The sequence below is a fragment of the Dechloromonas agitata is5 genome, from assembly GCF_000519045.1.
Taxonomy (GTDB): Bacteria; Pseudomonadota; Gammaproteobacteria; order Burkholderiales; family Rhodocyclaceae; genus Azonexus; species Azonexus agitatus.
On record NZ_KI912532.1, the window covers coordinates 3,248,513 to 3,264,044 of the forward strand.

Genomic DNA, 15,532 nt, shown 5'->3' on the forward strand with positions numbered 1-15,532 from the left:
AGCCTGGCTTAGCCTGCCAGCTTCCCGTCAACGAACTGAACCAGCGAACCCACGGTGGCAAAGGTGCTGCCTTCGATTTCATCATCATCCACCGTAAAGCCGAAACGCTCTTCGAGACCGCCGATCAGGGCGACGACGGCCATCGAGTCCAGTTCCGGAATCGCGCCGAGCAACGGGGTGCTGGCGACAAATTCCTTGGCACGACCGTTCAGACTGAGAATTTCATCCAGAAGGGACAGGACTTCCTTTTCCGTACTCAAACCAAGCTCCTAGGCGACACGATGCGAAGGTTAGATTATAGAAGGAGAATGACATTTCGACTGTGAGATACTCCTCAACGTCATACTTCGACTTATGCCAGACTTCGCCTCATGCAAGACACCAGCCTGCTCCCCGACCTGATTTTCCGCGCTGCCGAACGGGCACCCGATGCTCCGGCGCTGACTTATGGCAAACACACCCTGAACTACGGTGAACTGCAGGATCAGATCACCCGCTTCGCTTCCGGCCTGATTGGCCTGGGTTTGCAGCGCGGTGAGCGGGTTGCCATCTATCTCGAAAAGCGATTCGAAACCGTCATCGCCAGTTTTGGCGCACCGGCCGCCGGTGGCGTGTTCGTGCCGCTCAACCCCTTGCTCAAGCCGGAGCAGGTCGGCTACATCCTGCGCGACTGCAACGTGAGGATGCTGGTCACCTCGCCGGAACGGCTCGCCCTGTTGCAGGAGACCCTGCCCGCCTGCCATGACCTGCGGCACGTCATCGTCCTTGACGGCGCCACTGGCTCAGTCGCCCCGGCAGGCCTGGCGCTGACCGCCTGGCGTGCGCTACTCGAAGCTGCGCCGGCCGCCGGGCACCGCGTTATCGACACCGACATGCTCGGCATCCTGTACACCTCCGGCAGTACCGGCAAACCCAAAGGCGTCGTGCTGTCGCACCGCAACATGGTGGCCGGTGCCAAGAGCGTTGCCAGCTACCTGGGAAACCATGCCGGCGATACGCTGCTAGCCGCCTTGCCGCTTTCCTTCGACGCCGGTTTCAGCCAGCTGACTACCGCCTTTCATGTCGGCGCCCGGGTTGTCCTGCTCAACTACCTGCTGCCGCGCGACGTGCTCAAGGCCCTGGAGCGGGAGAAGGTCACCGGCCTGACTGCAGTGCCGCCGCTCTACATCCAGTTGACCCAGCTCGAATGGCCGTCCGGCATTACCGAACACCTGCGCTACTTCGCCAACACGGGCGGCCGCATGCCGCGCGAGACGCTCGACGCCTTGCGCCGCCACCTGCCGAAGACCAAGCCCTTCCTGATGTACGGCCTGACCGAGGCTTTTCGCTCGACCTATCTGCCGCCCGAGGAAGCCGACCGGCGGCCGGATTCGATCGGCAAGGCGATTCCCAATGCCGAAATCCTCGTCCTGCGCGAGGATGGTTCGCCCTGTGCACCGCACGAGCCGGGCGAACTGGTCCATCGCGGCGCCCTGGTCGGCATGGGTTACTGGAACGATCCGGAAAAGACTGCCGAGCGCTACAAGCCCCTACCAGCCAACGCACCGGGCCGCGAGGCCGGCCTGGTGCTGCCGGAAATTGCCGTCTTCTCGGGCGATACGGTGCGCATGGACGAGGAAGGCTTCCTCTATTTCATCGGCCGGCGCGACGAAATGATGAAAACATCCGGCTACCGGGTCAGCCCGACGGAAGTCGAGGAAATCCTCTATGCCACCCGCCTGGTCGGCGAATGCGTCGCCTTCGGGGTGGATGACGACCGGCTCGGCCAGGCCATCCAGGTCATCGTCACGCCCCCCACGGCGGATGGCACGGTGGATATCACTGTGCTGCTCGCCGAATGCAGGGCCCGCATGCCGGCCTACATGGTGCCCTCGGGCATCGAGGTGCGCACTGGCCCGCTGCCACGCAACCCGAACGGCAAGATCGATCGCAAATCCCTGGCCACCGCCTGGGTCGAACAGCACAATCAATAAATCTCGAATTCAGCTCAGGATTCGCCATGACAACTACGCCCAGCCCGGCGCCCGTACACGCGCCGATGAATCAGTTCGCCACCGATGGCAACCAGTTGCTGATCGGCGGCATGCCGCTCAGCCGCCTGGCCGAGCGCATCGGACAAACGCCCTTCTACGCCTACGACCGGCAGTTGATCGCAGCCCGCGTGGCGGAACTGCGCGCCGCCCTGCCGGGCGAAATCAAGCTGCATTACGCCATGAAGGCCAACCCGATGCCGGCCCTGGTCGGCTTCATGGCCGGCCTGGTCGATGGCATCGATGTCGCATCGGGCGGTGAGTTGAAGGTGGCCCTCGACGCGGGTACGTCGCCCCACGAAATCAGTTTCGCCGGCCCCGGCAAGCGGGAAGGCGAACTCCGCCAGGCGGTTGCGGCGGGCATCCTGATCAATATCGAATCCTTCCGTGAGGTCGAGTTGCTGACCCGGATTTCCCGTGAGCTGGCGCTGCCCGCCCGGGTCGCTGTGCGCGTCAATCCGGACTTCGAACTGAAGGGCTCGGGCATGAAAATGGGCGGCGGCCCCAAGCAGTTTGGCGTCGATACCGAGCAGGTGCCCGAACTGCTCGCCCTGATCGGCCGGCAGGGCCTGGCCTTCGAGGGTTTCCACCTGTTCGCGGGCTCACAGAACCTGAAGGCGGAATCCATTTGCGAGGCGCAGCAGAAGTCCTACCAGCTTGCCCTCCAACTGGCAGCCCACGCCCCCTCACCAGTTCGCTTCCTGAACCTGGGTGGCGGTTTCGGCATCCCCTACTTCCCCGGCGAGCAACGCCTCGACCTGGCACCGATCGGCAATAACCTGCAGCAACTGGCCGAACGCGCCCGGACGGATTTCCCCGGGGCGTCGCTGGTCATCGAACTAGGGCGCTACCTGGTCGGCGAGGCCGGCATCTATGTGGCCCAGGTGGTCGACCGCAAGGTGTCGCGCGGCCAGACCTACCTGGTCATCGACGGCGGCCTGAACCACCATTTGTCAGCATCCGGCAACTTCGGCCAGGTCATTCGCAAGAATTACCCGGTGGCCATCGGCAACAAACTGTGCCACGCCGCTGATGAGAGCGTCAGCGTCGTCGGCCCATTGTGCACCCCGCTCGACATCCTGGCCGACCGCATGCGCCTGCCAACGACCGAGGCGGGCGATCTGTTCGTCATTTTCCAGTCGGGGGCCTATGGCGCGAGCGCCAGCCCGCAAGCATTTCTCGGTCATCCGCCGGTGGTTGAGGCGCTGGTTTAGAACACACCTTCGCCCCCCTGGTTTTCGCGTCACTTTGCTCCTTTTATCGACCGGCTACCATTGGCCCGGCAAGACCGGATTTCGCCTGTTCCGGATGCCCACTATGCCCTTCGTGCTACAGCCTCCAGCGGCTGATTTGGCTACAATGCGCCTTGGATAGTACGCTGGCACAGCATTGAAAACATTAAAATATTTTCGCGTATTGAGGGTTTTGGCAAATAAATTCAAGAATCTGGCATATACAAGATTGTGCTGCGCCGAGCAAAGCTCTAGATTCTTAGTCAATGTGAAATAGTGCCTACTTAGACTATGCCAAAGTCAATACAGTGAAGGCGTAGAGATGTTATTGGGATTCATGCCGGTCATCGCGATTCGCGTCGCTAGGCACAGAAACGGCATGTTTTGGGGTTGAATTGGCTGCTGCTTGTTCGACAAGCGGTATCACATGCAGCAAGGGTGGGAGCGGGACGTCATGATCAAGGTGTTCAATCATTGGTTCTCCGTGCGCAGTGTCGCCGGAGCGTTGCTGGACAGTTCCTTCCTCATCGTTGGCCTGGTTGTCGTCCTGATGTGGGTTGGCAGCGGCCTGCCGCTGCATTTGGGGCAGGTGATCGCTTTTTCCTGCGTTTTCGCGGTCGTGATGCTGGGTATCAACCTCCTGCTCGGCTTTTACCAGCGCACGACGACCCGTCCCTACCGGAATGACCGGGCCCGTGTCGTTCTCTCCATCTACCTGGCCATTCCGGTCGCCTACCTGCTTTATGGCCTGCTGCCGATCGCGACGCTGAACCGCGAGTTGATCCAGCTTTCCGCCATGTCGGCGCTGTTCGGCACGCTGGTCAGCCGCATTGGTGCCACCCAGTCGTCAGCCACCAAGATTCTCCGACGCCGCATCCTGGTTTTCGGAACCGGTCCGCAGGCTGTAGCCGTCAAACATGCCCTGGAACGCTCCGACCCGTCGGCCGAGATCATCGGCTTCTACCCGGGTGCCAACGAAGATCAGCCGCAGGTTGCCTCGAACATGGTGCTCAGCCGGGCGCTGTCACTGACCGACACGGCCCGCAATCTGAAAACCGATGAAATCGTCGTCGCCGTCAGCGAACGGCGCGGCGGCTCGATGCCGCTGCGCGAGTTGCTGGACTGCAAGCTGCAAGGCATCAAGGTGGTCGACCTGGCCAGCCACTTCGAGCAGACCCTGGGTCAGATCCGGCTCGATTCCCTCTACGCTGGCTGGCTGATCTTTGGTGACGGCTTCCGGCAGGGCTCCCTCCGTAGCGGAGTCAAGCGACTGTTCGATATCGCTTGCGCCAGCATCCTGATCCTCCTCGCCTTCCCGGTCATGCTCATCGCCGCCGTGTTCATCGTGCTGGAAGACGGCTTTCCGCTGCTCTATCGCCAGGAGCGCGTCGGCCTCAACGGGCGGTTGTTCAACGTCATCAAGTTCCGCAGCATGCGGCGCGATGCCGAGAAGGATGGCAAGCCGGTCTGGGCGCGTGCCAAGGACAACCGGGTGACGCGGGTCGGGCAGATCATCCGCAAGCTGCGCATCGACGAACTGCCGCAATTGTTCAGCGTGCTCAAGGGCGACATGAGCCTGGTCGGGCCGCGCCCGGAACGTCCCTTCTTCGTCGATCAGCTGACCAAGGAGATTCCCTTCTATGCCGTGCGCCACAGCGTCAAACCGGGCGTCACCGGCTGGGCCCAGGTGCGCTACCACTACGGCGCAACGGTCGAGGATTCCGCCGAGAAGCTGCAATATGACCTTTACTACGTCAAGAACCACTCGCTCTTTCTCGATCTGGTAGTCCTGTTCGAGACCGTCGGCGTGGTCCTGACCGGCAAGGGCGCCCATTGACGCTTCCCGCTTTAACGTGAACGCCATCCGCTGATGGATACCGCCGACACCCCGCTCGCTTTCTGGAGCTTTTCCCTGGCCGCTGCCGGCTATGTCGCCCTGGCCGCTTACCTGCTGACGGCGGGCGGCGACTGGCGACACAACGCACGGACCCGGCGCATCGGCTATGCCGCCGTCCTGTCGGCCATCTGGGCGCTTGCCTCGCTGCTTTCCGCCGAGGCCGGCCGGCCGCTCGCCGTGCTATCTGCCGCCCTGCTCGACACCTGCCGCTACGGAGCCTGGTACGCCTTCCTGATTTCGGTGCTCTCGCCCGGGCCGGCCGACTCCGGCGCGCGGCCACGCCTGCCCGCAATGCTGGTTCAGGCCTGCTGGCTGATGGTCGCGTTGGGCGTCGCGATTCAGGGGGCGCTGCTCACCGGTTGGCTGAAGCCGGAGGAATGGCTGCGCGCCCTGATCCTGCACGGCCTGTCCTCGGCCGTACTCGGCCTCGTCCTCGTCGAACAGTTGTTCCGGACGGTTTCCGACGATTCGATCTGGAACATCAAGCCGCTCTGCCTGGCCCTGCTCTTCCAGTTCGGCTTCGACCTCTACCTGTTCTCCGATGCCATGATGTTCAGCCACATCGACCCCGATGCACTGGCCGTGCGCGGTTTCATCCATGTCATCACCCTGCCGCTGTTGATGCTCTCTTCGGAGCGAAGCCGGGACTGGACATCGAAAATCCGCCTGTCGCAAAAGGTAGCCTTTCACTCCGTCACCCTGCTCTTTGCCGGGGCCTATCTGCTGTTTGTCGCCGGGGTGGGTTATTACGTGCGCTATTTCGGCGGCGACTGGGGACGCGCCTTCCAGTTGGCTCTCGTCTTCGCCGGCCTGCTGACGCTGGGCATCCTGCTGGTATCCGGCTCGATGCGGGCAAAGATCAAGGTGCTGGTCGGCAAGCATTTCTTCCATTACCGCTACGACTACCGCGAGGAATGGTTGCGCTTCACGCAGACGCTGACCACCCAGGATTCGCCGCAATCCATGGGCCAGCAAGTCATCCGCGGCCTGGCCAACATGGTCGAGAGCCCGGCCGGCATGCTGTGCCTGCGTGAAGCCGGCCAGGACAACTACGTACAGACCGCACGTTGGAATCTGCCGGAATGCACTGCCAGCGAAGCACATGATTCGCCGTTCTGCCAGTTCCTGATTTCCAGCGGCTGGGTCATCAACATGGAGGAGTACCGCTGCTTCCCGGCCCGCTACAACGATCTGGAAATCCCGGGCTGGCTGTCGGAAGTCCCCAACGCCTGGCTGATCGTACCGCTGATGGTCGGCCACGACATGCAGGGCTTCGTGATCCTGGCCAGTGCCCGCACGCCGATCAGCGTGAACTGGGAAGTCAACGATCTGCTGCGCACGGCCGGCTGCCAGGCTGCCAGTTTCCTGGCCAAGATGCAGGCTACCGAGGCGCTGCTTGAAATACGCAAGTTCGACGCCTTCAACAAGATGTCGGCCTTCGTCGTCCATGACCTGAAGAACATCGTCACCCAGTTGTCGCTGATGCTGAAGAATGCCGAGCGGCATCGCGACAATCCGGAATTCCAGCAGGACATGCTGATGACCGTCGACCATGCCGTCGAGCGCATGCGCCAGCTGATGCTCCAACTGCGCGAAGGAGCGAAGCCACCCGGTGGCGTCTGCGGCGTCAGTCTCGACGACATCGCCCAGCGCATCCAGAAGGACAAGATGAAGCAGGGCCGGCCGATCGAAATCGATTGCCAGGAGCACCTCGTCGCCCGCGGCCACGATGAGCGCCTGGAGCGCGTCCTCGGTCATCTGGTACAAAACGCCCTGGACGCCTCGGCCCCCAGCGGCCGGGTCTGGCTGCACATCACCCGACAGAACGACCGGGCCCTCATCGAAGTTGGCGATACCGGCCACGGCATGTCCAAGGAATTCATCCGGGACCGCCTGTTCAAGCCCTTCCAGAGCACCAAGGAAGCCGGCATGGGAATCGGCGCCTACGAAAGCGCCCAGTACATCCGTGAACTGGGTGGCGAAATGCTCGTCGATAGCGAACCCGGCCGCGGCACCCGTATTACCGTAGCCCTCCCTCTGTTCGTCATCCGAACCGAATCCGATCTCAGAGAAAGAATAAGCGCGTGACAACCGAACGGCCCCGCCCCCTCCTCATCGTGGAGGACGACCTGGCGCTGCAGAAGCAGCTGCGCTGGTCGTTCGACCAATACGAAACGCTCACGGCAGCTGACCGCGAAAGCGCCCTGGCGCAGATTCACCGCCACAATCCGCCGGTCGTGACGATGGATCTCGGCCTGCCGCCCGATGCCGATTCGGTATCGGAAGGCTTCCGCCTGCTCGAGCAGATTCTCGCCGCCGCCCCCGATACCAAGGTCATCGTGCTCACCGGGCAGAACGACCACGCCAACGCACTGCGCGCCATCGCACTCGGCGCCTACGATTTCTTCGCCAAGCCCTTCGAGCCGGAATTGCTGGCCCTGACCATCGATCGGGCCTTCCGTCTCTACGATCTGCAGCAGGAGAACCGCCGCTTGCTCGCCAGCCAGCACCCTTCGGCGCTGGGCGGGCTTCTGACGCGGGACGCCGGCATGCAGCGGGTATGCCGGATGATCGAGAAGGTCGCCAGCAGCAATGCGACCGTCCTCCTGCTCGGCGAAAGCGGCACCGGCAAGGAACTCCTCGCCCGCGGCCTGCACGAAGCCTCGCCGCGCGCCCGCGAGCGCTTCGTCGCCATCAACTGTGCGGCGATCCCGGAAAACCTGCTGGAAAGTGAACTCTTCGGCTACGAGAAAGGCGCCTTCACTGGCGCCGCCAAGACAACCCCCGGCAAGATCGAGACGGCCGACGGCGGCACCCTGATGCTCGATGAAATCGGCGACCTGCCCTTGCCGCTCCAGGCCAAGCTGCTGCGCTTCCTGCAAGAGCGTGTCGTCGAGCGCCTGGGCGGTCGGCAGGAAATCCCGGTCGATGTGCGGATCGTCTGCGCCACGCATCAGGATTTGAAGACGCAGATCAGCGACGGCCGTTTCCGCGAGGACCTGTATTACCGCCTGGCCGAAATCGTCGTTCCCATCCCGCCGCTGCGCGAGCGCACGGGCGACGCGGCACTGCTTGCTCATGCCTTCGTGCGCCGCTTCGCGGAAGAAGAGAAGCGCGGCAGCATGACCCTCGGTGAAGACGCGATCCGCGCCATCGAGGCGCATCGCTGGCCGGGCAATGTGCGAGAGCTGGAAAACTGCATCAAGCGGGCCGTCATCATGGCCGATGGAACACGCATCACGCAGGAAGACATTGGCCTCTTCGGCGAGCCGGCCGAGGAGAACGGTTTCATCGACCTGCGCAGGATTCGCGACGAAGCGGAGCGCCAGGCCGTCGTCACCGCCCTCGGCCGCACCAACGGCAATTTGCTGAGAGCCTCCGAGATGCTCGGCATCAGCCGCCCGACCCTGTACGACCTGATGCATCGGCTGGGCTTGAAATAACCTCCCCTGAAAAGAGAACCGTCATGACTACGTTGCGCCCCCGCTTCACCAAGACCGTTTCCTGTCTGCTGGCCGCACTGCTCATCGCCGCCTGTGGTGGCGATTCGCCGGAAAAGCTGATTGCCTCCGGCAAGGAATATCTTGAAAAGAAGGACACCAAGGCTGCCGTCATCCAGCTCAAGAACGCCTTGCAGCAGAACCCCAACCTGGCTGAAGCGCGCTTCCTGCTGGGCTCGGCCCTGCTCGACAGCGGCGACATCCAGGGCGCGGAAGTCGAGCTGCGCAAGGCGCAGGCCCTGAACTACGCTGCTGATTCGGTCGTTCCATTGCTCGCCCGCAGCATGCTCAGCCTCAACCAGGCCCAGAAGCTGATCGACGAATTCGGCAAGACAAGCCTTGCCAGCGGCCCGGCGCAGTCCTCGCTGAAATCCTCGCTGAGTGCCGCCCATGCCATCCTGGGCAACAACGAGCGCTCGAAGGAGCTGCTGGCCGAGGCACTGGTGGCCGACCCGGACAACATTCCGGCCCGCCTCGCCGACATTCGCAGCACCTTCGCCAGCCGCGACATGGCCGGTGCCCGCGGCAAACTGGATGCCTTCCTGGACAAATTCCCGACCAACCCGGAGGGGCTGCTGCTCAAGGGTGGACTGCTCGGCAGCGAAGGCGATACCACCGGCGCCCTTGCCCAGTTCCAGAAAGCGATCGACACCAATCCGACCTACGTTCCGGCCTATGCAGCAACGATCGGTTCCCTGCTCCAGGCGAAGAAACTCGACGAGGCCGCCACGCAACTCGAAGCGCTCAAGAAGGTTGCTCCGAAGAACCCGCGCACCTATTTCCTCGACGCCCAGCTCAATTACCAGCGCAAGGATTTCAAGACGGCCCGGGAATCCATCCAGCAACTGCTCCGCATCTCCCCGAATGACCCGCTCACCCTGCAACTGGCTGGGGCCATCGAATTCCAGATGCGCTCCTTCCTGCAGGCCGAGACCTATCTCTCCCGCGCCCTGCAATCGGCCCCCCGGCTGCCGCTCGCCCGCCGCATCCTAGCCAGCATCCAGCTGCGCAGCGGCCAGCCCGCCAAGGCGCTCGAAACGCTGCAACCGATGATGGACGTCATCGACAAGGATTCGAACCTGCTCACCCTGGCCGGCGAAGCCTATCTGCAAAGCGGCGAAGCGAAGAAGGCGGCAGAATTCTTTGCCAAGGCAAGCAAGCTCGACCCGGAGAGCGCCGGCAAGAAAACCTCGCTGGCCGTCGCCCACCTGGTGCAAGGCAATACTGACCACGCCTTCCAGGAACTGCAGGAAATCTCCGCCGAGGACAAGGGCATCTCGGCTGACCTCGCACTGATCGCCGCCCACCTGCGCAACAACCAGCTCGACAAGGCCTTGAACGCCATCGACGTGTTGATCAGGAAGCAACCGGAGAACCCCGCCAGCTACAACCTCAAGGCGCAAGCCCAACTGGCCAAGAAGGATGTGCCGGCCGCCCGCCAGAGTCTGGAAAAGGCCCTGACCGTATCGCCCACTTTCTTCCCTGCGGCGGCCAACCTGGCCCGCCTCGACATGGTCGAGAAGAAACCGGATGACGCCCGGAAGCGCTTCGAAGCCATCCTGGCGGCCGATGCCAAGAACACCCAGGCCCTCCTCGCCCTGGCCGAACTCAAGGCAGCGACCGGCGGCAGCGCCGACGAAGTGGCAACGCTGATCGGCAAGGCGGTGACGGCGGCGCCGACCGAATCGGCCCCGCGCCTCGCCCTGATCCAGCTCCACCTGAAGAACAAGGACAACAAGAAGGCACTGTCGGCCGCGAATGATGCGGTTGCCGCCCTGCCCGACAAGCCGGAAATCGTCGAGGCACTGGGCAAGGTGCAGCGCCTGTCGGGCGACCTGAACCAGGCCAGCACAACCTTTGGCAAGCTGGCCACGCTGCAACCCGGCTCGCCGCTCCCCCTGATGCTGCTCGCCGAAACGCAACTGACCAGCAAGAACCGCGAGGAAGGCATCAAGAGCCTGAAGAAGGCCCTCGAAATCAAGCCCGACCTGCTCGAAGCGCAGGCTATCCTGGCCAACCTGGCGATGGAGAACAAGGACAACAAGGAAGCGCTGCGCATTGCCGGCACGATCCAGCAACAAAAGCCGAAGGAGGCTGCCGGCTACCTGCTGGAAGGCAACATCCACGCCACGCAGAAAGCCTGGCCGAACGCCATCGGCGCCTATCGCAACGGTCTGCGCCAGGCTTCCGCCTCGTCCGACCTCGCCATCAAGCTGCACGGCGCGCTGCTCGCAGCCGACAACGCGGCCGAAGCGGACAAGCACGCCGCCGGCTGGATCAAGGAACACCCGAAGGATGTCGCCTTCCGCATGTATCTCGGCGACCTGGCCAGCGCGCGCAAGAACTTCGCCCAGGCAGCGGTCCATTACCAGGCCGCCCAGGCCCTGCAGCCCAACAATGCGCTGATCCTGAACAATCTGGCCTGGTCGCTCGGCCAGACCAAGTCGCCCAAGGCGCTCGAGTATGCCGAGAAGGCGAATCAGCTCGCCCCGAACCAGCCGGCTTTCATGGATACGCTGGCCATGTTGCTGGCCGACAAGGGACAGACCGACAAGGCGCTCGACCTGCTGCGTGCGGCACTCAAACTGGCTCCGCAAGCCTCCACAATCCAGCTGAATCTGGCTAAAGTGCTGGTCGCCGCGGGCCGCAAGGACGAGGCTCGCCGGGAACTCGAGGCACTCTCGCAGTTGGGAGACAAGTTCAGCCAGCAGGCGGAAATCGGCCAACTGCTCAAATCGCTCTGATTCACCCCATTCAACCCATTCCTAAATCATCAAGGACTAGACAAAAATGACCGTCATCGCAGTAGTCGGCCTCGGATACGTTGGCTTGCCCCTGGCCGTCGAGTTCGGCAAGAAATTCCGCACCATCGGCCTCGATCTTTCCAAAGAAAAGGTCGAGAGCTACAAGCAGTTCATCGACCCGACCGGGGAAGTCAGCACCGCCGACCTGAAAGCCGCCACCCAACTGAGCGTGACGACTGATGCAACCGCGCTGCGTGAAGCCGATTTCATCGTCGTCGCCGTGCCGACCCCGGTGGATGACGCGCACCAGCCGGACTTCAGCCCGCTGGTCGGCTCCTCGACGGCGGTTGGCCGCAACCTCAAGCCGGGCGCCATCGTGGTCTATGAATCGACGGTCTATCCGGGCGCCACGGAAGAGGTGTGCATCCCGATCCTCGAAAAGGAATCGGGCAAGACCTGGAAGAAGGATTTCTTCGTCGGCTATTCGCCCGAGCGCATCAACCCGGGCGACAAGGAACGTACGGTGACCAAGATCGTCAAGGTCGTTTCCGGCGACACCCCGGAAACCCTGGCCAAGGTTCAGGAAATTTACGGCAGCGTGATCACGGCCGGGGTTTACCCTGCCTCGTGCATCAAGGTCGCTGAAGCCGCCAAGGTCATCGAGAACACCCAGCGCGACCTGAACATCGCTCTGATGAACGAACTGGCGATCATTTTCGACAAGATCGGCATCGACACCCTGGAAGTGCTGCAGGCAGCCGGAACGAAATGGAATTTCCTGCCCTTCCGTCCGGGCCTGGTCGGTGGCCACTGCATTGGCGTAGACCCCTACTATCTCACCCACAAGGCACAGAAACTGGGCTACCACCCGGAAGTCATCCTGGCCGGCCGCCGCATCAACGACGGCATGGGCAAGTTCGTCGCCGAACAAACGATCAAAATGCTGGTCCGCGGCGGTCATCCGATCAAGGATTGCCCGATCATCGTCCTCGGCCTGACCTTCAAGGAGGACTGTCCGGACCTGCGTAATTCCCGTGTCATCGACGTGATCCGCGAACTGGAATCCTACGGTGCCCGCGTTGTCGTGCACGACCCGGTGGCGGACGCGGCCGAAGCCCGTCACGAATACGGCGTCGACCTGGTCGAATGGGACAAGCTGCCCAAGACCGCAGCCATCGTCGTCGCCGTCAATCACAAGCACTACAAGGCCCTTCCCATTGCCGATTACCAGTCTAAACTGGAAAAAGGAGGCGTCATCGCCGACGTCAAGAGCATGCTGGATCAGGATGCCTGCCAGGCGGCCGGTATCACGCTCTGGCGTTTGTAAAGGGTAGTTCGTCGAGGAGTTGATGAGCATCGTTCCGACACTGCGGACGCACGGCCGGGCAGGCATGATCCTGCTGGCCTTGCTCGCCGCCCAGCCAGCCTGGGCGGACGATGCGGCTGGACAACGGCAACGCGGTGCGGCCTTGCGCGAGGAAGCCAAGGGGCATGAGCATGGCAGCAACGGCTCGCCGCGCGCACCGGAAAAGGCCGTGGCCCTCTATTGCGAGGCGGCCCGCCTCGGCGATGTCGAAGCCCAGTACAACCTCGGCTGGATGTATGCAATGGGGCGCGGCATTGCCCGCGACGATGCACTCGCCGCCCACTTCTTCAGCCTGGCAGCCAGCCAGGGCGATCGCTTGGCCGAGCGCATGCTGCGCCAGGTGGGCGAACCGGCCGGGGCCCCGCCCGACTGCCTGCTCGCACCGCCCGACACCGACCACAACGGCCACGACATCGTCGCCCGAGCCTCCCCGGAACAACGCAAGGTGATGGAACTGGTGCAAAAGCTGGCCCCGCAGTACGGCGTCTATCCGCGCCTGGCCATGGCCATCATCCGGGCCGAATCCAATTACAATCCGCTCGCCGTTTCGACCAAAAACGCGCAGGGCCTGATGCAACTGATCCCGGAAACCGCCGAACGCTTCAATGTCAAGAAGCCCTTCGATCCGGAACAGAACATCCGTGGCGGCCTGGCCTACCTGCGCTGGCTACTCGCCTACTTCCAGGGCAACATCACCCTGGTGGCCGCTGCCTACAATGCCGGTGAGGGTGCAGTGAATCGCTATGTCGGCATCCCGCCTTATCCAGAGACGCGTGGCTACGTCCAGCGGATACGGGAGATTTTCAAGCGTGATGACCATCCCTTCGATGCCACGATCACGCCCCCCTCCCCCGAACTCTCGCGCATCGTCGCGGCAAGAAGAATGATGTGACGGCACTTTCGGCGGCACTGCGGGTTGTCTTGTTCTGGCTGGCCGTCCTGCCGGGTTCCGCTTTCGCCGATCTTCCGGCGACCATCGAGCGGGTCAAGCCCTCCATCGTCGCCATCGGAACCTACAAGAAGACACAGAGCCCGCCCTTCGTCTTTCGCGGCACGGGTTTCGTGACGGGTGACGGCACGCAGGTGGTGACCAACGCCCATGTCCTGCCCGAACTGAGCATTCCGGATGCCCCGGAACTGGCCATCCTGATCCGGCCGTCGCAAGGCGGTGCCACGATACGACGGGCCCGGGTCGTCGCCCGGGTCGACGACCGGGATATCGCCTTGATCCGTCTCGAAGGCCCGCCGCTGCCGGCGCTCCAGATCGGGGATTCCGGAACCATCCGGGAGGGCCAGCCGATCGCCTTCACCGGCTTTCCGATTGGCGGTGCGCTGGGCTTCTCACCCGTCACCCACCGGGGCATCGTTGCTGCCATCACGCCCATCGCGCTGCCCGGCGGCAACGCGAATCAGATCAACGAAAAGCTGATCAAACAGCTCAAGCGCGGCAGCTTCGAAATCTTCCAGCTCGATGCCACCGCCTACCCGGGGAATAGCGGCAGCCCGGTCTACGATGCCGAAACCGGCCTCGTCATCGGCGTCATCAACATGGTGTTCGTCAAGGGCAGCAAGGAGGCAGCCCTGTCTGCCCCGTCGGGGATTACCTACGCCATCCCGGCCGTTTATGTGAAGCAGTTGCTGAACGAGAACTGAGCGGGCCGCTCAGGCTTGCCGTTCGCCGTCGAGCGGCACCGACACCGCCTTGGGTGGGAACAGGAACTTGTGGGCCAGATGATAGGCCAGCAGCCAGGGCGGCATCCTCAGCCAATGCGCCCGGACATAGAGCAGGCGGCGCGCGACCGGCGAGAACCAGTCGGCAACCGAGTCGTGTTGAGGCCGCAGAACCCGCCGGTAGATCGCATCCCGCAGCCACGGGCCCGGCCCGCCGTTGATCCTGTGGCGGACCGTTTCAAGCACCTCGGCGGGCACCGGGGTGTCGAGCACGGCATTCGCATAGTACAAGGCCAAGGCGAGGGGATGCTCAAGCCCGAGCAACTCGGCCCGTGCCATCAGGTTCTGCCAGAAGCCGCTTTCGGTGCGGGCGAATTCCCGCAGGAGCGCATCGAGATCCGTCAGGTCGCGCAACAGGTTATCCGACTCCCCTTCGTGAAAAAGGTGGGTCGCGCTGTGCAAGACCATATCGCACGGAGACAGCACACGCACGCCCGGGCAGGCCGCGATCTCGACACTCGCTTCGAGCAGCAGCGCGGGGTCGGGCTTGTGCCGGGAAGTCGGCGGGAGGATGGTGTGATGAACGTCAAGCGCCGTACCGCGAAACAGGTGCTGCATGGCCGGCAGTTCGTGCATCCACTGGCGATAGTAGCGCTGATCGTAGGCGTCCGTAGCGGTGCTCACCCACCCCGTCTGCATGAGCAGGGATTCCGCTTCCGGCAGGCGATCGCGCGGCACCAGGATGTCGATGTCGGCAAATACCCGGCCGCTGGCAGCCGGCAAGCCGGCGATGACATAAGCCGCCCCCTTCAGCAGGATGAGCGGCAGGCCATGGCGGGCGAGCGTCTGTTGCAGGATATCGACCTCGCGCCGGATCGACAGGTGTTGCCGCTCAGCCATCGTTGCCGCCGAACGCAAATGATTGAGCGGGCGCTGCGGCACACTGGCCAGTTCGCCAGCCTGATCGAGCAGCTCGTGCAGGCGTCCGAGCAGATTGGCGTGGCGCGCCTGGCGAATGAGCAAATCCCAGGGCCCATCGAGCAATTCCCGCACCATGGCCGGATTCCTGAACACCGTGACAAGCAGGCTCAT

The 15,532-nt window shown here is 63.2% G+C and carries 11 protein-coding genes; 9 read left to right on the forward strand and 2 right to left on the reverse strand.

Annotated elements, in window-relative coordinates:
* Positions 1-8: 8 nt before the first annotated feature.
* Positions 9-260 (reverse strand): acyl carrier protein, encoded by a 252-nt coding sequence (locus tag K420_RS0115875; RefSeq protein WP_027458910.1) that lies wholly within the window; start codon positions 258-260, stop codon positions 9-11.
* A gap of 111 nt (positions 261-371) precedes the next feature.
* Between K420_RS0115875 and K420_RS0115880 the strand changes: the two genes are divergently transcribed.
* The 9 genes from K420_RS0115880 (at position 372) to K420_RS19310 (ending at position 14,422) form a co-directional block, all read left to right on the forward strand.
* Complete coding sequence (locus tag K420_RS0115880; RefSeq protein WP_027458911.1) at positions 372-1,973, forward strand: acyl-CoA ligase (AMP-forming), exosortase A system-associated; 1,602 nt, start codon at positions 372-374, stop codon at positions 1,971-1,973.
* 26 nt (positions 1,974-1,999) lie between these two features.
* Positions 2,000-3,244, forward strand: a complete 1,245-nt coding sequence (locus K420_RS0115885; protein WP_027458912.1) for a pyridoxal-dependent decarboxylase, exosortase A system-associated — start codon at positions 2,000-2,002, stop codon at positions 3,242-3,244.
* 472 nt (positions 3,245-3,716) lie between these two features.
* Positions 3,717-5,099, forward strand: coding sequence for a TIGR03013 family XrtA/PEP-CTERM system glycosyltransferase (locus tag K420_RS0115890; RefSeq protein WP_027458913.1), 1,383 nt, complete (start codon positions 3,717-3,719; stop codon positions 5,097-5,099).
* Positions 5,100-5,132: 33 nt separating this feature from the next.
* Entirely contained in the window at positions 5,133-7,247 is a 2,115-nt protein-coding gene (gene prsK / locus K420_RS0115895) for an XrtA/PEP-CTERM system histidine kinase PrsK (RefSeq protein WP_027458914.1), read from the forward strand.
* Complete coding sequence (prsR, locus tag K420_RS0115900; RefSeq protein ID WP_027458915.1) at positions 7,244-8,602, forward strand: PEP-CTERM-box response regulator transcription factor; 1,359 nt, start codon at positions 7,244-7,246, stop codon at positions 8,600-8,602. Before prsK ends, prsR begins: the two co-directional genes overlap by 4 nt.
* Positions 8,603-8,625: 23 nt before the next feature.
* Positions 8,626-11,403, forward strand: a complete 2,778-nt coding sequence (gene prsT, locus K420_RS0115905) for an XrtA/PEP-CTERM system TPR-repeat protein PrsT (RefSeq protein ID WP_027458916.1) — start codon at positions 8,626-8,628, stop codon at positions 11,401-11,403.
* A gap of 46 nt (positions 11,404-11,449) precedes the next feature.
* Complete coding sequence (locus tag K420_RS0115910; protein WP_027458917.1) at positions 11,450-12,730, forward strand: nucleotide sugar dehydrogenase; 1,281 nt, start codon at positions 11,450-11,452, stop codon at positions 12,728-12,730.
* Positions 12,731-12,752: 22 nt separating this feature from the next.
* Positions 12,753-13,661, forward strand: a complete 909-nt coding sequence (locus K420_RS0115915; protein ID WP_051453197.1) for a lytic transglycosylase domain-containing protein — start codon at positions 12,753-12,755, stop codon at positions 13,659-13,661.
* On the forward strand, positions 13,658-14,422 hold the full coding sequence (locus tag K420_RS19310; protein WP_035854921.1) for a S1 family peptidase: 765 nt from the start codon (positions 13,658-13,660) through the stop codon (positions 14,420-14,422). The genes K420_RS0115915 and K420_RS19310 overlap by 4 nt, the downstream gene beginning before the upstream one ends.
* A gap of 9 nt (positions 14,423-14,431) precedes the next feature.
* Here K420_RS19310 and K420_RS0115925 read toward each other — a convergent pair whose 3' ends face one another.
* Positions 14,432-15,532 carry a nucleotidyltransferase domain-containing protein gene (locus tag K420_RS0115925; protein WP_035854923.1) on the reverse strand — a complete coding sequence of 367 codons (1,101 nt, stop codon included), beginning with the start codon at positions 15,530-15,532 and terminating at the stop codon, positions 14,432-14,434.